Annotated in this window: 13 protein-coding genes; 8 read left to right on the forward strand and 5 right to left on the reverse strand. The window is 42.4% G+C overall.

The features are described 5' to 3' along the window. The first annotated feature begins 2 nt into the window (after nt 1-2). Nucleotides 3-389 carry a Co2+/Mg2+ efflux protein ApaG gene (gene apaG / locus BST97_RS07480; RefSeq protein WP_085766654.1) on the forward strand — a complete coding sequence of 129 codons (387 nt, stop codon included), beginning with the start codon at nt 3-5 and terminating at the stop codon, nt 387-389. A gap of 170 nt (nt 390-559) precedes the next feature. After that, nucleotides 560-2,188 (forward strand): L-glutamate gamma-semialdehyde dehydrogenase, encoded by a 1,629-nt coding sequence (gene pruA, locus BST97_RS07485; protein WP_085766655.1) that lies wholly within the window; start codon nt 560-562, stop codon nt 2,186-2,188. Nucleotides 2,189-2,249: 61 nt separating this feature from the next. Here the strand turns inward: pruA and rsmG are convergent, their stop codons facing one another. Then, nucleotides 2,250-2,891 carry a 16S rRNA (guanine(527)-N(7))-methyltransferase RsmG gene (gene rsmG, locus BST97_RS07490; RefSeq protein ID WP_085766656.1) on the reverse strand — a complete coding sequence of 214 codons (642 nt, stop codon included), beginning with the start codon at nt 2,889-2,891 and terminating at the stop codon, nt 2,250-2,252. A gap of 86 nt (nt 2,892-2,977) precedes the next feature. Between rsmG and BST97_RS07495 the strand changes: the two genes are divergently transcribed. Next, nucleotides 2,978-4,171, forward strand: coding sequence for a pyridoxal phosphate-dependent aminotransferase (locus BST97_RS07495; RefSeq protein ID WP_085766657.1), 1,194 nt, complete (start codon nt 2,978-2,980; stop codon nt 4,169-4,171). 170 nt (nt 4,172-4,341) lie between these two features. Here BST97_RS07495 and BST97_RS07500 read toward each other — a convergent pair whose 3' ends face one another. Both BST97_RS07500 and trkA read right to left on the reverse strand, forming a co-directional pair. Further along, entirely contained in the window at nt 4,342-5,838 is a 1,497-nt protein-coding gene (locus tag BST97_RS07500; RefSeq protein ID WP_085768192.1) for a TrkH family potassium uptake protein, read from the reverse strand. Continuing rightward, the gene (gene trkA, locus BST97_RS07505) at nt 5,838-7,187 is read right to left on the reverse strand and encodes a Trk system potassium transporter TrkA (protein ID WP_085766658.1); all 1,350 of its coding nucleotides are present in this window, start codon (nt 7,185-7,187) and stop codon (nt 5,838-5,840) included. The genes BST97_RS07500 and trkA overlap by 1 nt, the downstream gene beginning before the upstream one ends. Before the next feature lie 238 nt (nt 7,188-7,425). On the opposite strand from trkA, the gene ubiE reads away from it, so the two are divergent. Together ubiE and porT are read left to right on the forward strand one after the other, a co-directional pair. Continuing rightward, on the forward strand, nt 7,426-8,157 hold the full coding sequence (ubiE, locus tag BST97_RS07510) for a bifunctional demethylmenaquinone methyltransferase/2-methoxy-6-polyprenyl-1,4-benzoquinol methylase UbiE (RefSeq protein ID WP_085766659.1): 732 nt from the start codon (nt 7,426-7,428) through the stop codon (nt 8,155-8,157). A 19-nt stretch (nt 8,158-8,176) separates the two neighbouring features. Then, a complete protein-coding gene (porT, locus tag BST97_RS07515) occupies nt 8,177-8,863 on the forward strand; it encodes a type IX secretion/gliding motility protein PorT/SprT (protein WP_456152432.1) in 687 nt (228 codons plus the stop codon). Here the strand turns inward: porT and BST97_RS07520 are convergent. Then, a complete protein-coding gene (locus BST97_RS07520) occupies nt 8,850-9,584 on the reverse strand; it encodes a TrmH family RNA methyltransferase (RefSeq protein ID WP_085766661.1) in 735 nt (244 codons plus the stop codon). The genes porT and BST97_RS07520 overlap by 14 nt on opposite strands. A gap of 29 nt (nt 9,585-9,613) precedes the next feature. On the opposite strand from BST97_RS07520, the gene tamL reads away from it, so the two are divergent. Genes tamL through accD form a run of 3 tightly spaced genes read left to right on the forward strand, consistent with a single transcriptional unit; the run spans nt 9,614 to nt 14,201 of the window. Then, nucleotides 9,614-12,163, forward strand: a complete 2,550-nt coding sequence (gene tamL / locus BST97_RS07525; protein WP_085766662.1) for a translocation and assembly module lipoprotein TamL — start codon at nt 9,614-9,616, stop codon at nt 12,161-12,163. Between the two features lie 56 nt (nt 12,164-12,219). Further along, nucleotides 12,220-13,287 (forward strand): class II fructose-bisphosphate aldolase, encoded by a 1,068-nt coding sequence (fbaA, locus tag BST97_RS07530; RefSeq protein WP_085766663.1) that lies wholly within the window; start codon nt 12,220-12,222, stop codon nt 13,285-13,287. Nucleotides 13,288-13,340: 53 nt separating this feature from the next. Further along, nucleotides 13,341-14,201 carry an acetyl-CoA carboxylase, carboxyltransferase subunit beta gene (accD, locus tag BST97_RS07535; protein WP_085766664.1) on the forward strand — a complete coding sequence of 287 codons (861 nt, stop codon included), beginning with the start codon at nt 13,341-13,343 and terminating at the stop codon, nt 14,199-14,201. A 188-nt stretch (nt 14,202-14,389) separates the two neighbouring features. On the opposite strand, the gene BST97_RS07540 is transcribed toward accD, so the two are convergent. After that, nucleotides 14,390-17,293 carry a T9SS type A sorting domain-containing protein gene (locus BST97_RS07540; protein WP_085766665.1) on the reverse strand — a complete coding sequence of 968 codons (2,904 nt, stop codon included), beginning with the start codon at nt 17,291-17,293 and terminating at the stop codon, nt 14,390-14,392. Between the last annotated feature and the right edge of the window lie 21 nt (nt 17,294-17,314).

Below are 17,314 nucleotides of genomic sequence, written 5' to 3' on the forward strand. Positions count from 1 at the left end.
TTATGATACAACAAGTCACCAGGGGAATTAAAATTTCGGTTGCAACGAGTTTTGAGGGTACATTTTATAAAGATTATAAAATGCACTTTGCCTTTGGTTACACTATAACGATCGAGAACCGCAGTAAGGACAGTGTGCAACTTACTTCAAGACACTGGAAGATCAAGAATGCTTTAAGCCGCACAGAGCATGTGGACGGCGAGGGCGTCATCGGTAAGAAGCCTGTGCTCAAGCCGGGCCAGTCCCATACTTATCGCAGCGGTTGCCTGCTTACTTCTCCCATAGGCAGTATGAGTGGTTATTACAACATGATCAACTTTACAAACACACGTCAGTTTAGGGTGACGATCCCTGTTTTTAGGCTCAATGCTCCCTTTGCGTTGAATTAGAAGTTGGGATAAATTCCTTTTTATAGAACAGATTTTTGTTGTGATCTCGCTTTCGCGAAAGCGTACAAATTCACAAACACCTCCATTCACAATAACGTTTTACTAATCGGCTGGCTGCTCCGTTAGATTCTTCGTAAATTCACGCGAATTTTTAAAATACATCAATACCAATGGGAAAAGGTTTTTTTAATGTACCCGTAGCGGTAAATGAGCCTATCAAATCATATGCACCCGGGACTGACGAGCGCGAGGAAGTCCTGGAAGCCTACAAAGAATTGTGGAATGCAGAGACTGAAGTCCCGCTCTACATCAATGGGGAAGCGGTAAAGACTGGAGACACTGCCAGAATCAGACCACCGCACGATCATAATCATAACGCAGGAACCTACCATCGTGCTGGCAAAAAAGAAGTAAACGATGCTATAAACACAGCATTAGAAGCTCGCAAAGCCTGGGCTGACATGCCATGGGAACAGCGTGCCGGCATTTTCCTCAAAGCCGCTGAACTTGTTGCTGGCCCTTATCGTGCCAGAATCAATGCCGCGACCATGATCAATCAGTCCAAAACTATTTTCCAAGCTGAGATCGACAGTGCTTGTGAACTTGTGGACTTTTTGAGATTCAACGTAGAATTCATGACAGAGATCTACGCCGAGCAGCCTGAGTCTACTTCAGGTGCGTGGAACAGATTAGAGTACCGCCCGCTTGAAGGATTTGTGTACTGTGTATCTCCATTCAATTTTACAGCTATTGCCGGTAATTTGCCAGCGAGCGCAGCTCTTATGGGTAATGTTTGTGTATGGAAGCCTAGCGACCACCAGATGCTCAGTGCTCAAGTTATTGCCGAAGTTTTTGAAGAAGCTGGAGTTCCAGCCGGAGTCATCAACATGGTAAATGCTGAGCCCGTTATGATGACAGACATCGTCATGTCCCATGCAGATTTTGCTGGAGTTCACTTTACAGGTTCAACTACTGTATTCAAAGGTCTCTGGAGTAAAATAGGCGAGAATATCAATACTTATAAAACCTACCCTAGAATCGTGGGAGAAACCGGCGGTAAGGATTTTATCATGGCTCACAAATCAGCGGTTCCTGCTCAGGTAGCAACGGCTATCGTGCGTGGTGCTTTTGAATTCCAAGGTCAAAAATGTAGCGCAGCATCTCGTGCCTACATCCCTAAAAGTATTTGGGGAGAAGTTGAAAAACTCATACGTCGCGATGTGGAATCCTTCAAAATGGGCTCTCCTGAAGACATGAGCAATTTTATTACCGCAGTTATTCATGAAGGAAGTTTTGATAAGCTTGCCAAATATATCGATGCGGCTAAGGAAAGTGACGAGGCTGAAGTTATCATAGGAGGAAACTACGACAAGTCCAAAGGCTGGTTTGTAGACCCGACCGTCATCGTAACAGATAATCCCAAGTACGAGACTATGGAAACAGAGCTCTTCGGTCCAGTGATTACCATTTATATTTATGAAGATGACCAGTTTGAAGAAACGCTCAAGCTTGTAGATGAAACAAGTGAATACGCTCTTACCGGTTCTATTATGGCTCAAGATCGTTATGCAATCAGTACGGCGACACATGCGCTTCAAAACTGTGCTGGAAACTTCTATATCAACGATAAATGTACCGGCGCTGTTGTAGGCCAGCAGCCCTTTGGTGGAGCAAGAGCTTCAGGAACTAATGATAAAGCAGGATCTAAGCTCAACTTGCTACGATGGGTAAGCCCTCGTATGATCAAGGAAACTTTTGTAACCCCTACGGATTATAGGTATCCATTTTTGGGCGAGTAAATTTGAACTGAGATGTTTTATACTAAGCCTCGATTTTTGATAAAGTCGAGGCTTTTATAATTTATAATGGCAAGTGCACCACTTTTTTGGTTTCAAAAAACTCTTCTTCAAACACATCAGAGAGTTCGTAGATATACGCATTCGGGAACGGCTTGAGCTCTTCCCTTAGATCACCACCTTTGAGGTAGAGAATTCCATTCTCGACGGTGTGGTAGCTGTCCTTTCTGACTTTATTGCGGGTCCACTTAACGAAATCGTCCATGTTAGTCACTGCTCTACTCACGATAAAATCAAATCGACCTTTTACTTTCTCAGCTCGACCGTGTGCGGTGGTCACATTTTTGAGATCCAGAGCTTCTACAACGGCATCCACGACTTTAATCTTTTTAGCGATAGCATCGACTAGATGAAATTGCGTTTTTGGAAATAGGATAGCGAGGGGAATTCCAGGAAAACCTCCTCCCGTTCCCACATCTAGAACCCTTGTACCGCCTTTGGTATTGGGTAAGCTTTCGCGAAAGCGTACCACAGAAACGATCCCCAGCGAGTGCAGTACATGACGCTCATAAAGTTGATCGATATCTTTACGGGATATCACGTTAATCTGAGCATTCCACTCCTTATAAAGTTCCTCCAGCTGGGCAAACTGACGTTCTTGCTCTGCTGTAATGTGCGGAAAATAGTGTTTGATAATTTGGGACACGCAGTAAATTTTTGACAAAAATACGAGTTTAGAAATCGATGTTTAAATATGTTTGTGAACCGCTACCTTTGTTTAAAACCTGAAATATGAACCCAAGACTTTCTGACCGCATCAACAACTTACCTACAAGTGCAACGCTCGCTATGGCTGCCAAGGCTCGTGAGCTTAAGGAGCAAGGAAAGGACATCATAGGTCTGAGTCTGGGCGAGCCTGATTTCAACACACCTGATTTTGTTAAGGAAGCAGCGATTCAAGCCATCAACGATAATTATAACAGCTACACTCCCGTAGACGGCTATGCAGAACTCAAGGATGCCATCATTCATAAATTTAAACGCGATAACAATCTAACTTACAATCGCGATCAGATCGTAGTCTCGACTGGTGCCAAGCAAAGCATTGCAAACGTCGCGATGGTGCTTTTAAACAAAGGCGATGAGTGCATCCTACCAGCGCCGTACTGGGTAAGTTATTCCGCTATCGTAGAGCTTGCAGAAGGCGTTCCCGTTGAAGTACGTGCTGGGGTTGAACAAAATTTTAAGATGACGGCCCAGCAGTTGAAGGATGCCATCACGCCCAAAACAAAAATGATTCTCTTCTCCTCGCCTAACAATCCCAGTGGAAGTGTTTTCAGTCAGGAGGAACTTCAATCCTTTGCCGATGTGCTGGCGGATCACCCAGACATTATCGTGGTAAGTGACGAGATTTATGAGCACATCAACTATACCGGTCAGCACGCAAGCATGGCCAGCATACCAGAGATGTACGACCGCACGGTTACGATAAATGGCGTGAGCAAGGCATTTGCCATGACGGGCTGGCGCGTGGGTTACATAGGAGCACCCAGCTGGATCGCTCGCGCTTGTAACAAGATGCAGGGTCAAATCACCAGCGGAACCAACTGTATCGCGCAGCGAGCGGTGATCACGGCCCTGGAAGCTCCCGTTTCTAAGATTCAGTATATGGTGGACGCTTTCGCGAAAAGGAGAGACCTTATACTCAAAGAACTTAAAGAAATCACCGGATTCAAAACCGACAGTCCCGAAGGTGCCTTTTATGTATTTCCAGATATCTCAGATTGGTTTGGCAAGGAAGTCAACGGGCACAAGATCTATAACGCGACCGATTTCTCACTGATGATTCTTGAAGAATGTCATGTCGCCACGGTGTCGGGAGATGCCTTCGGTGCGCCTAACTGTATACGCATTTCTTATGCAGCAAGTGAGGAGCAAATCCTTGAGGCGATGAGGAGAATGAAAGAGGTTTTTGGGAAGTCTTAATCGTTTAGAGTTAACAACTTTTAAAATTCGTAGTTTTTAAAATTCCTGAACACCCCCACCCACCTCAATGGGGGCTTTTTACTTTGAAAAGAGTAAACATACCGTTATTTAAGAGATACAACTAGACTAGTGATATTTCTAGCTCAAGTTCGATTTCACATTCCTCTACCTTACCTATTTCTCCAGAAAAACGGAGTTAAAAGAATAAGGACTGTAAAGAGCTCTAACCTGCCTATAAGCATCAAAAATGCACACCACCATTTACCTAGCTCTGGTAGACCTGCAAAATTATTGACGGGTGAAAGATCACCAAAAGCTGGCCCCACGTTACCCAGGCTACTCAATGCACCCCCAATAGCCGTATCAAAATCGAGACCGAGTGCTGCGAGCCCTATGGAACCTACGATAAATGCGAGCATGTAGAGAATAAAGAAACCTAGCACATTGAACACAACATTGCTGGTCAGCGCTCTTCTATTGTAGCGCACAGGAAGTATCGCATTTGGGTGTAATGTTCTTTTGAATTCTAGCACACCATTTCTGATAAGAATAATGTGACGCATGACCTTTATTCCTCCTGAGGTTGAGCCTGCACTCCCCCCCAAAAAGAACAAACCAAAAAACATGATCGTTAAAAACGGCGTCCACATCGTGAAATCTGCTGAGACAAATCCTGTCGTAGTAATGACCGCCAATACTTGAAAAAAGCTATGTCGGGCTGCACTCTCAAATTCGCCCAAAACCATAGGGTGATCAATCGTGGAAACAGAAGGATCTGCTTGAAAATAAATAAGAAACGTGCCTATTATAGAAAAACCTAGGACAAAACTCGTGTACCACTTGAACTCGGTATCCTTTCCTATTTTTGAAAACTTCCCTTTAAACCCAAAATAACTTAAAACGAAGTTCATCCCAGCAATAAACATGAATACCGTGATGATCCACTGAATCGCAGGATTATCATTCCAGTAGGCAATACTGGCATTTTTGGTCGAAAATCCTCCTGTGGAAAGTGTACTCAAAGCATGGTTCACCGCATCAAACCAGCCCATTCCCGCAAGCTTAAGCAAAACAGTCTCTATACCCGTATAACCCACATAGATCAACCACAGTCTTTTTGCGGTATCAGTGATTCTAGGGTGCAATTTATCGGCACTGGGACCCGGCGACTCTGCTGCAAATAGCTGCATACCTCCTATCCCGAGCAGCGGTAAGATCGCCACCGCCAGCACGATAATTCCCATCCCGCCGATCCAGTGGGTAAGACTACGCCAGAAGAGAATCCCTTTGGGCATGATCTCGATATCATTCATGATGCTTGCTCCAGTAGTGGTGAAACCACTCATGGTTTCAAAAAAAGCATCAGTATAGTTGTCGATTGCGCCACTAAACATATAGGGCATCGTTCCAGCAAAGGCCATAATAAGCCAGCCCAAGGTTACGATAAGATAGCCTTCTTTTTTCTGGAGTTGTTTGACGTGATCTCTGGTAAAATACATTACAGCAGCTCCTAGGACTACAGCCACGCCACTCGCCATTAAAATATTCCACCCTTCAGGTTCATTATAATAGGCACTGACTAAAGCACTGATCATCATAAAGCCACCATTAAAGACCAGTAATAGTCCCATGATGTACGATATGATCTTATAATTGAGACGCGTCATTACAAGAAGAGCTTTTCTACCTTTGAAATAGATCTTGGCAAACAACAAACCACAACGCGATCTCCCGGCTGAATCGTAAAGTTACCCAAGGCAATCTGGCCTACACCATCACGTATCACACCACCTATGATCGCACTTCTAGGAATACCACAGCTCACAATGTTTTTACCTGCAACCTCGCTACTAGGCTTTACAATAAATTCCAGCAGCTCGGCATTCATGTTATTGAGCTTGGTCATGGCGACCACCTCACCTTTGCGCACGTATCTGAATATGTTGTTTGCGGCGAGTAGTTTTTTATTAATCAGCGTGTCGATTCCTATACTGTGCGACAGCTGGAAGTAATCCATATTCTCTACCAGAGATATAGTTTTTCCCACACTTTTACTTTTTGCCATAAGGCAAGAAATAATGTTAGTCTCACTATTCCCGGTAACTGCGATAAAAGCATCCATCTCGTGGATACTTTCTTCTTGAAGCAACTCTACGTTACGTCCATCACCATGAATAACGAGAGCATCTGGCAATTGATCTGCAATTTCAAATGCGCGCTCTCCGTTCTTTTCGATCAGCTTTACGTAAACACCGCGTTCAACTAGCTTCTTAGCACTTTGAATCCCGATGTTACTCCCGCCCAAGATCATCACGTTGCGCATGACCTTTTTAGTCTTACCGGTAAGCTTGTAAAGCTCTTCCACGCCACCGGCATTGGTAATAAAATACACTTGATCGCCTTCTTTGAATTGGGTATCCCCACGCGGGATCAACGTGTACTGCGTTCCAAAACGCTGTATCGCAATCGGCATAAAGTGTACCTCTGGAAAAATCTCTCCTGCTTGCTGCACCGTTTTGCCTACAAACTGGGCCGTACGTTGCAGGTTGACTCCTACCATAGTCAGCGCACCGTCCTCAAACTCATAGCTGTCGTTAAAGGCGCTTTGGTTGAGTAACAATTCTATTTCCTTACTCGCGAGGGATTCTGGTGAGATCAGTTCATCGATCCCAAACCCTCTGAAACCTATATCTTCTTGATGCTCTAAAAATTCGGTATTGGAAATACGGGCTATGGTACGTTTAGCACCCATCTGTTTTGCCAAAACACAAATCGTAATATTAGTCGTTTCAGAGCTGGTTACAGAGATCACCAGATCCGCCTGATCGATCTTCGCATCCTGCAAAACCTTGATGGAGGTACTGTCCCCCTTCAGCGTAATGATATCCAGATGTGTATCGGCATAAAATAAGTTTTCCTTCACGGGATCGATCAGGGTAATATCCTGAGATTCAAAGGAAAGCAGCTTTGCCAGATGAAAACCTACTTCTCCAGCACCAGCGATAATGATTTTCATAAAATGCTTATGTAATTCAAAGATACTGGAACTGAGAAAATCTTGCGAGTGCTGTCATAAATAATCTTTTTACATATTTCATACTTAATCATTTAAGGTGAGGATATTATGATTACGCTTTCGCGAAAGCGAGACCATCACACGCCCCTACATCCCAAAGCGTTAGACCTTTATTAAAGTAATGTGGCGAGAGCAAGAGCTCAGGTCTAGAGTGTATCTTTGCTGCTTTGAACGACAAATGGCGAAAGAGGTAAAACCATACGACAATCAAGATAGCGGGAAAAAGGAACAGGTGACGCACATGTTTGACACGATAAGTGGAGAGTATGATGGCTTGAACCGTATGATTTCTTTGGGTCTGGATCAGAAATGGCGTGACAATGTGGTTAAAATGGTCGCAGATCATCAACCTGAAGTGGTCATGGACATCGCGACCGGTACAGGTGACCTGGTCATTAAAATGGCTCAACAAACGAGTGCCAAAAAACTGATAGGACTGGATATCTCCAGCGGTATGCTCGAGGTAGGAAAAATCAAGGTTAAAAAAGAAGACCTATCCAATCGCGTGGAGATGGTGGTAGGCGATTCTGAAAACCTCCACTATGAGAACGAAAGCATCGATGCGGTGACCGTATCTTATGGCGTGCGCAATTTTGAAGATCTTGAAAAAGGACTTTCTGAAATTTTACGCGTTTTAAAGCCCGGCGGCATACTCGTGATCCTAGAAACAAGTGTTCCCACCAAGTTCCCGTTCAAGCAAGGTTACTACCTCTACTCCAGCCTCATCGTTCCTACGCTAGGTAAGGTTTTTTCAAAAGACAAAACCGCTTACGGATACCTCTCAAAAAGTGCCGCAAATTTCCCTTATGGTGAACGGTTCAACAATATTTTGAAGAAAGTAGGGTTTAAGGATATAGAGAATCATTTGCAGTTTCACGGTGCCTCTACCATTTACAAAGCAGTAAAATAAGCTAATGAATTTAAGATTGATGGTCATTCTGCTTTTGACAGGATGTTTTTCTTATAGTCAGGGTCCGATCAAGGAACGGATACGAAATCTGGAAAATTTTGACAAGAAAAGGTGGTCTTGGGGGTATTATCTCGGGATGAACAGCTACGACTACAAATTTGATTACGAAGAAGTTCAAGAGGTAGATATTCAAACAGAAACCTCGCTGGGATTCAATGTGGGCTTAGTGGGTGATCTGCGTATCAATGATTATATCAACTTGCGCTTAGAGCCGGGTATCAGCTTTGTGACGCGCAATCTTACGTTCCCTGACCCTACCCTGATCGAGGAATCAGATCGACTGCGAGAGGTAACATCTACCTACATCAATGTGCCATTACTGGTTAAATTCAGCACAAAACGCCTGAATAATGTAAAACCTTTTGTGGTGGGTGGAGTTTCTTGGTCACGAAACCTTTCCAGTAATGAGGATAGCCCAGATGATAATCTTGCAGGTCAATTCAGACAAAAGAGCGATGTCTTCAATTATGAACTAGGGATAGGAATAGACCTTTATTTATTCTTCTTCAAATTTACACCTTCCATAAGAGGAGTTTTTGCCATGACTGATGAATTGGTACGCGATGCAGATCCCGACAGTCCTTACACGGGCAACATAAGCTCGATGCAATCGAGGGGTGTTTTTTTGAACTTTACGTTCCAATAAAATTAGGCCGCATCCATTCGGCTACGATGATGGACGTTGCTATGGCGACGTTGAGGCTTTCAGTTATTGATGATTGGGAATGCGGCGGGATGCAAACAGCTGGTGCTAGATCAAGCAATTCTTTTTTTACGCCGTGCGACTCGCTTCCCATGATGAGAATTCCGTTTTGATCTAATTCAGTTTGATAAATACTGGTTCCCTCCATTGCGGTCGGATATAAAGGTAGATCTGTTTTACTTAGAAACTTTTCTAAATCGATATAATGAATCTGGACACGAGCTATGGAGGCCATGCTGGCTTGAACGGTTTTGGGATTGTAGGCATCAACGGTTTCAGCAGAACAAAGTATGTGTTTGATACCATACCAGTCTGCGAGCCTGATGATGGTTCCCAAGTTTCCGGGATCTTGGATATCGTCCAGAGCGATGATGGGACCTGAATCAGGTAAAGGTTGTTTTTCTGGAATTTTAAAGATAGCAAGATAACCCGGTGGAGTGGTCACATTTGATAAGCTCTTCATATCTTTTACTGAAATAATCGACGGATTCAAAGCGTTCAATTTATCAGCTCCTTCAGAAACTAGGATTTCTTCATGGTCAAGACCTGCTTCCACAAGCTCCAAAATCGATTTATAGCCCTCTACCACAAAGAGACTAAATTCTGCTCTGTTCTTTTTTCTGGCGAGGGATTTGATAAGCTTCAGTCTTGCTTTTGTAACCATTATATAATTGTATTTTTGAGCGTTGTACTATGATGAAAGACACCTGCGGCGTAAAAATAGTTTTTATAATTTTTGCCACTCTTATTCTGAGCGCCTGCAACGCTATTAAACGTGTACCTGACGGTCAAAAACTGTTAGTAGAAAACATCATTAGGGTAGACAGTCTTAAGCCGAAAGACTCAAGAGTCGGTACGCTCCCGGTACAACAACCCAATCAAAAAATCCCGTTGATCAATTACCCGCTACGGTTGCACATTTACAACCTTGCCCGGCCCAACCGCGATTCCATTTATCTCAAATGGATGCAAGAGAATCCGGAAGCGCTCAAGAGGCGCAACGCCATACTTTCTGAAAAGCAGACCATGCGATTGGGAGAAAGTCTGGTAGGGTTCAATAATTGGCTCAAACGTACTGGTGAAGCTCCTGTTCTAATTGAGAAAGATTTGATTGAAAAATCAAAAGATCGCTTGCGCAAATGGTACTGGAATCAAGGTTACTTTAATGCTGAAGTTGATCACAAAGTTCTTGATCTCAAAGCAAAAAAGCGCAGTAAAATTGCTTACTACATTAACCGCCACGAGCCTTACTTTATAGACAGTCTCAAAACAGATATCAAAAGTCCTGCTTTAGATTCCCTGTATGAGCTTACCAAAGATAAAAGTCTGATCATTTCTGGAGAACAATATTTCTCACCACTTTATAGTCAAGAACGTGATCGTTTGTTCAGCTACATGCGTAATCGCGGTGCTTATTATCTTGAGAAAGAAAACATCAGGTTTGAGGCAGATACCGTAAATACGGGCAAAAAGGTCAACTCGATTTTAAAAATAAGCCAGCGCGAGATCAGAGAAGAAGATTCTTCTCGATATGTCAATCATCAACTTTATCGCATCAAGGACGTGATTATCGCTCCAGATGTTTTACCCAACGAGGTTCAGGATACCGTTGTTTATAATGGCTATAAAATCCTCGTAGGCAAAGAGTCAAAATACCGACCAAAATCACTGACCGATGCCGTTTTCACGCAACAAGGAGATATTTACAGAGATCTCGACCGCAGTAGAACCTACAAAAGAATCACGGAGCTACGCAGTTTTTTTGCTCCATCCATAAGTTATTATCCAGACCCTAATGATTCTACAAGCAATGAACTCATTGCACGAATTGATTTGCAATCCAAAAAGAAATTTGAACTCAACTTTGTTCCAGAAGCTACGCACAGTAATATTCAGGCATTTGGTATAGGTTTGAATACATCTCTTTTAATGAGGAATATTTTCAGGGGAAGTGAAACCTTGGATATTAGTTTCAGAGGTAATGTTGGTGCCAGTGCAAATGCTTCAAACGGTGATACTCGGTTTTTTGATTTACAGGAACTGGGTGCCGATGCAAAACTGACTTTTCCCAGAATGTTCATCCCGATCCGTACCGATAGTTTGATTCCAAAATACATGTCACCCTCGACTGATTTCTCTTTGGGTTTCTTCAGTCAAACTAACATAGGTCTGGATAAACAGAGTGTCAACGGCGGTCTCTCCTACAACTGGGAACAAACACCCATCAAAAGTACGCGAGTGGATCTGGTTAATGCCCAATATGTGCGCAATCTTGATCCAGATGATTTCTTTTCAGTCTACCAGAGCAGCTACGGATCGCTCAATGATATCGCAGACCAACTGAATATCGTAGATCCTACCTATGTGAACGAAAATCAGAACCTCTCCATACCTGATGGAACCAGAGCCTTCACTAGAGACGTTTTGAATGGAACCATACCTACAAACAACGATCAGCTGAGCAGCGTAAGGAATATTGAAGAGCGTCGAGACCGCCTCTCTCAAGACAACCTCATCATATCGTCCAGCTACAACTGGGTGAGAAACAACCGTCAAGGTATCTACGATAATGATTTTTCCCGATTAAGTTTAAGATTAGAGGTTGCAGGTAATGTTCTCAGTGCCATTTCTGATGTGGCGGGTATAGAAGAATCAGCTGACGGCAAACGGGAAGTTTTTGGAGTAGAATACAGTCAGTATGTGAAACCTGAAATTGATTATATCAAACACTGGCAGTATGTGAACGGTCATGTTTTTGCGATTAGAACTTTTGGGGGAATTGCTATTCCCTATGGCAATTCAGACAACATTCCTTTCATCAGATCTTTTTTTGCGGGTGGACCCAATGATAATAGAGCCTGGCAAGCTTATGAGTTGGGACCTGGAAGCACTGGAGGAATCAACGATTTTAACGAGGCCAACATGAAAATTGCCCTCAACGCAGAATATCGCTTCCCAATTGCAGGAGCATTTCAAGGTGCCGTCTTTGCAGATGCTGGTAACATCTGGAATGTTCTGGATAGTGAAGATAATCCAGATGCCATTTTCAGATCATGGAAGGACCTTTCTGAAATTGCGCTGGGAACCGGTTTTGGGATCCGGTATGACTTTGGTTTTTTTGTATTGAGGTTTGATACCGGCTTTAAAACCTACGATCCAGGAAAAGAAGAAGGAGACCGCTGGCTCAATCAAGTCAAGCTCTCTGATGCAGTTCTCAACGTAGGTATCAACTACCCTTTCTAAGTTGCACAGAGCAAGCTAGAATTCCCTACTTTTGTATGATAACCAATAAAGTGATTATGGCTCATAATATCAAACCGGGCGTTGCTACCGGAGACGAAGTTCAAGAAATATTTAATCATGCAAAGGCAAATGGCTACGCACTTCCCGCGGTAAATGTTGTGGGGTCCAACTCGGTAAATGCCGTCATGGAAACAGCTGCTGAGCTCAACTCGCCCGTGATTATTCAGTATTCAAACGGTGGTGCAGTTTTTAACGCTGGTAAAGGACTTAGTAATGAAGGTCAGAGAGCCGCGATTTTAGGTGCGATTGCCGGTGCAGAGCATGTTCACAGAATGGCTGAGGCTTATGGAGCGACGGTCATTTTGCATACGGATCACTGTGCAAAAAAGCTTTTACCCTGGATTGATGGTTTACTTGACGCGAGTGAGGCACGCTTTCGCGAAAGCGGAAAAAGTTTATTCTCCTCACACATGATCGACTTGAGTGAAGAGCCGCTAGAGGAGAATATAGAAATTTGTAAAAAATATCTTGAGCGCATGTCTAAGATGAACATGACGCTTGAGATTGAGCTGGGAATTACTGGCGGTGAGGAAGATGGCGTAGATAACAGCGATGTAGATGAGTCCAAACTCTACACGCAACCTGAGGAAGTAGCTTACGCTTATGAGGAGCTTAAAAAGATAAGTGATCGTTTTACGGTTGCCGCAGCCTTTGGTAACGTTCATGGCGTTTACAAGCCTGGTAACGTTAAACTGACTCCCAAAATCTTGAAGAATTCTCAAGAGTACGTTTCTAAGAAATATAACGTCGAGCACAACCATATCGATTTTGTTTTTCACGGTGGTTCAGGTTCTACCCTTGAAGAAATTAGAGAAGCGATAGGTTACGGTGTTATCAAAATGAACATCGATACCGATTTACAGTGGGCTTTTGCACATGGAATCAAGTCGTACATGGATGAAAACAACGATTTCTTACTTACTCAAATAGGAAACCCTACCGGCGCCGATTCACCCAACAAAAAATACTACGACCCGAGAAAATGGTTGCGCATAGGCGAAGAAAGCTTCAAAGAGCGTCTGAAAAAAGCTTTTGAGGATTTGAACAACATAAACACCTTATAAATTATGAAATTGAATTCTGAATTCAGAATTCTTTCATTCTAGATTAACAGTAAATGGCTTGGTTTAAAAGAGAAAAGAAGGGAATCACCACACCTACAGAGGCCAAAAAAGACACTCCAATAGGTCTATGGTATAAATCCCCTACAGGAAAAATAGTTGACACAGATCAACTGAAAAATAATTATTATGTGAGTCCAGAAGATGGATATCACGTGCGTATAGGAAGTAAGGAGTATTTTGAGATTTTGTTTGACAACAATGAGTTCAAGGAGCTGAACCCAAATATGACTTCTAAGGATCCACTCAATTTTTCAGACACAAAGAAATATACGGATCGCATTGAGGCGGCTCAGAAGAAAACGGGATTGAAAGATGCCGTACGTACTGCGGTAGGTAAATCAAACGGTAACGACCTTGTGGTAGCCTGTATGGATTTTGGCTTCATAGGTGGTTCCATGGGGAGCGTGGTAGGAGAGAAAATTGCTCGTGCTGCAGATCATAGTTTGAAGAACAACATACCCTTCATGATTATCTCAAAATCTGGAGGTGCTCGTATGATGGAGGCAGCATTATCTTTGATGCAGCTGGCAAAGACAAGTTCTAAGTTGGCTCAACTGAGTGAAGCTGGTATACCATATATTTCGCTTTGTACAGATCCTACTACGGGAGGAACTACCGCGTCTTTTGCTATGCTGGGAGACATAAATATAGGCGAGCCGGGAGCGCTTATTGCCTTTGCAGGACCTCGAGTAGTACGTGATACTACCGGTAAAGAGCTACCTGAAGGCTTTCAGACTGCCGAGTTCTTATTAGAAAAAGGCTTCCTAGACTTTATCTGCCCTCGTACAGAGTTGAAAGAAAAAGTCAACCTCTATCTAGACCTAATTTTGAATAGAAAAATAGAAGTCGCTTAGACTTTTTAATTATCTGTAAAAGCTGTTTTAATTTTGTAGTGGACTGACCCGTATGTTCATCTCTACTGAATTTAAGCAGCTTTTTTAGTTGGTATTATTAAATCAAAAAGACAGTTACACGAATTGCATAACTGCCTTTCATCAATCAACACATCAAGAAAAACTTGAAGTTTTGTACATTGACTAGATTAGTTTTTCATCAACTTTTTAGTGATAACTTGATTATTGATTTCAAATCTCAATAGATAGATGCCACTTTTAAGGTCATAGATATTTAAAGTTCCCTTGTTTACAGATTCATTGATTTCAAATTGATCAACCATTTGCCCCAGAAGATCAAATACCTCAACCTTTAAATTTGAGGAAAATGGGATTTCATAAGTCACAGTATCAGCAGCGGGATTAGGATATAGAACTATGTCATTATTTAGGGTTTCTAGTTCGCCTCCTGAAGACAGCGTTGAAAGTTCTAGTTTGTAAAGCTCATGACCCATAGTTCCATTATTTGCGGTAAAATACATGGTATCCTGGATCGTGTGAAAGTTCATAGGGCGGCTTGAAGTTTGAAATTGTGAAGTCGATGGATTGATATCTTGAAACTGAACTGTTCCAGCATCTGTCCCGTCTGAAATCCATAGCTCTTTATTACTATCTCCATTTTCTGCACCGAAGAACGCAAAACCTCCCAATGATCCAATGTCAACAAGGTTTGTACCTCCAGATCCCGGATTGATGTCTTTGACAAGAGCAGCACTGGAGCGACCTGTTACAGTCCAAATTTCCTGACCGGCTGTAGGCTCATAAGCTGAAAAATATAGTATTCCATCTACATCAGTTAGTTTTGAAGGATTACTACCGGCTGCATTTTGTGGATTGACATTAAAAACTTCTCTTACCGAACCGTCAAGATCGATCGTCCATAATTCAAAACCATTATTAAAATTTGAGGTAGATTTTCCCATGAAATATAAATCTGAGTCATAAATTGTTGTTCTAGACCCATCTCTGGAAAGGTCAGTTCCAGAGACCATAAAATTCCTCGGGTCTGATGCTAAATCTGGAAAAGTGTTAGTTCCATCTGTTCTCCATAAACGTATATCACTCCCATCAGTAGCCGAGTAATACAGCCTGGGTAGTTGTGGGTGAACATTTAGGTATCTCACATTACCATCACCATTGGGATTAGCATCTTGAACCAGGCTTGTGCCACCAGCCGTTCCATCGCTTTTCCATAATTCATGTCCAGTAGTACCATCATCAGCAACAAAATACACGTGATCGTCGAAAACAACTATCTCTTGACTTTTAATACTGTCATCTACTGAACCGTTGAGATCAATGATTTGTTGATTCCCGGAACTGGTGCCGTCACTTTGCCAAAGCTCCATTCCTGCACTACCGTCTGAACCTATGAAGTATAACATATTGTTCATACTTACTACAGGTGCATCCATGAACCCATCTTCGTTCCCTGCATTATGGTCAGATAACAGTTGGGTTCCTAACGTTGTTCCATCAGTAAACCATAACTCGCGACCTTCCTGTGCAGTAGTGGCAACAAAATACACAGAGCCATTATATTCAATGAAATGGTCTGGATCGCTATTTAAATTTCCTGGATTGATATCTTTCAACAAACTCGCCTGACCATTATCAATTTTCCAAAGTTCCCTTCCGTGCTCTCCATCATCTGCAGTGAAAAGAACAATATTACCAAATTCAAAGTAGGTTTGTGGAAATGATGATCTATTGCCTTCTTCATTGATATCCTTGAGTAAATATGTTCCAGCTTCTGTTCCGTCCGAAATGTAGAGCTCTGATCCTAGCCAGTTTCCATCACTACAAGTAAATAATGCACTCCCGTTTAGGTCAACAATATCTTCTATATTATTATCGTCTTCCTGAGAATTGATATCTCTTACCAGAACAGTACCCGACTGCGTACCATTTGTTTTCCAAAGCTCGTAACCTTCTCGAGTGGTAGAACCTTGAAAATACAGCTCACCGCCTACAATGGCTATCGCACCATTATGAGAAAACTCTTTATAGCCTGTAGCAAAGCTTGTTGTACCTGCAAAAGTTCCATCAGAAGTGTAGATCAGTTCGTTATCGCTTGAGGAATCATTTGCAGGGAATAACAACATGGTACCATTGAGTTCGACTCCTTTACGAATGTTTCCCAAATTATTGAAAACCTCTATCGTCCCGGCTTCGGTACCGTCTGATTTCCACAAATTATTGGATACCATGAAAAATAATTCATTGTTATGTTCTAAGAATACTGAGCTTGAGGAGCTGAATGAATTCCCAGAACCTGCCGTGATGTCTTTTACCATATTTGTGCCAGCATCTGTACCATCTGTAGTCCAAAGCTCAGTACCACTTGTATTGCTGGTTGCCGTAAAAAACACTTGACCGTTTACTATTTTAAAATGATTGGGATAGGAATTCCCTCTTGACGCGGTATTTATATTCTTCACTAGAATTGTTCCAGCGCTCGTTCCATCAGTTTTGTATAATTCATTTCCCAAGTTTGCTGGCACATTAGAAGAAAAGTATATTTCGTTGTTATGAGCAATGAATCGATCACCAAATAATGTCTTATTACTGAATTGAGATGTCCCACTTGAGGTTCCATCAGTTTTGACAAGACCGGTTTGTGTACTTAAAATGAGCTGTCCGCTTATTTCATCCATAAACTTGGGTTCTACACCATTAAAACCAGCTATTCTCAATGTTCCAGCGACGGTTCCATCAGACACATAAAGTGCGTGATTGTTCACATCATCTTTTGCGATAAAGAATAGTTGACCTAATGCAACTTTTGCATTCAACCGGTAATTGATGCCGTCATCAATACCAGCAACAAATTCCATGAATAGTTGGGTTCCAGCTGTAGAGCCATCAGTTACCCAAAGTTCATTACCGTGTATTCCATCGTCGGCTGAAAAGAATACTTGCTGACCAAATACAATTTTACCATTGGGATTGCTGTCATTATTTCCTTGGTTGATATCTTCCATAAGCTGTGCTTGCCCACAGCACAGCACCGTCCACACAAGGCATATAGACGATAAAATTAAATTTCTCATAATTGTGATGATTTGAATTAA

This window comes from Nonlabens spongiae (assembly GCF_002117125.1).
Lineage (GTDB): Bacteria > Bacteroidota > Bacteroidia > Flavobacteriales > Flavobacteriaceae > Nonlabens > Nonlabens spongiae.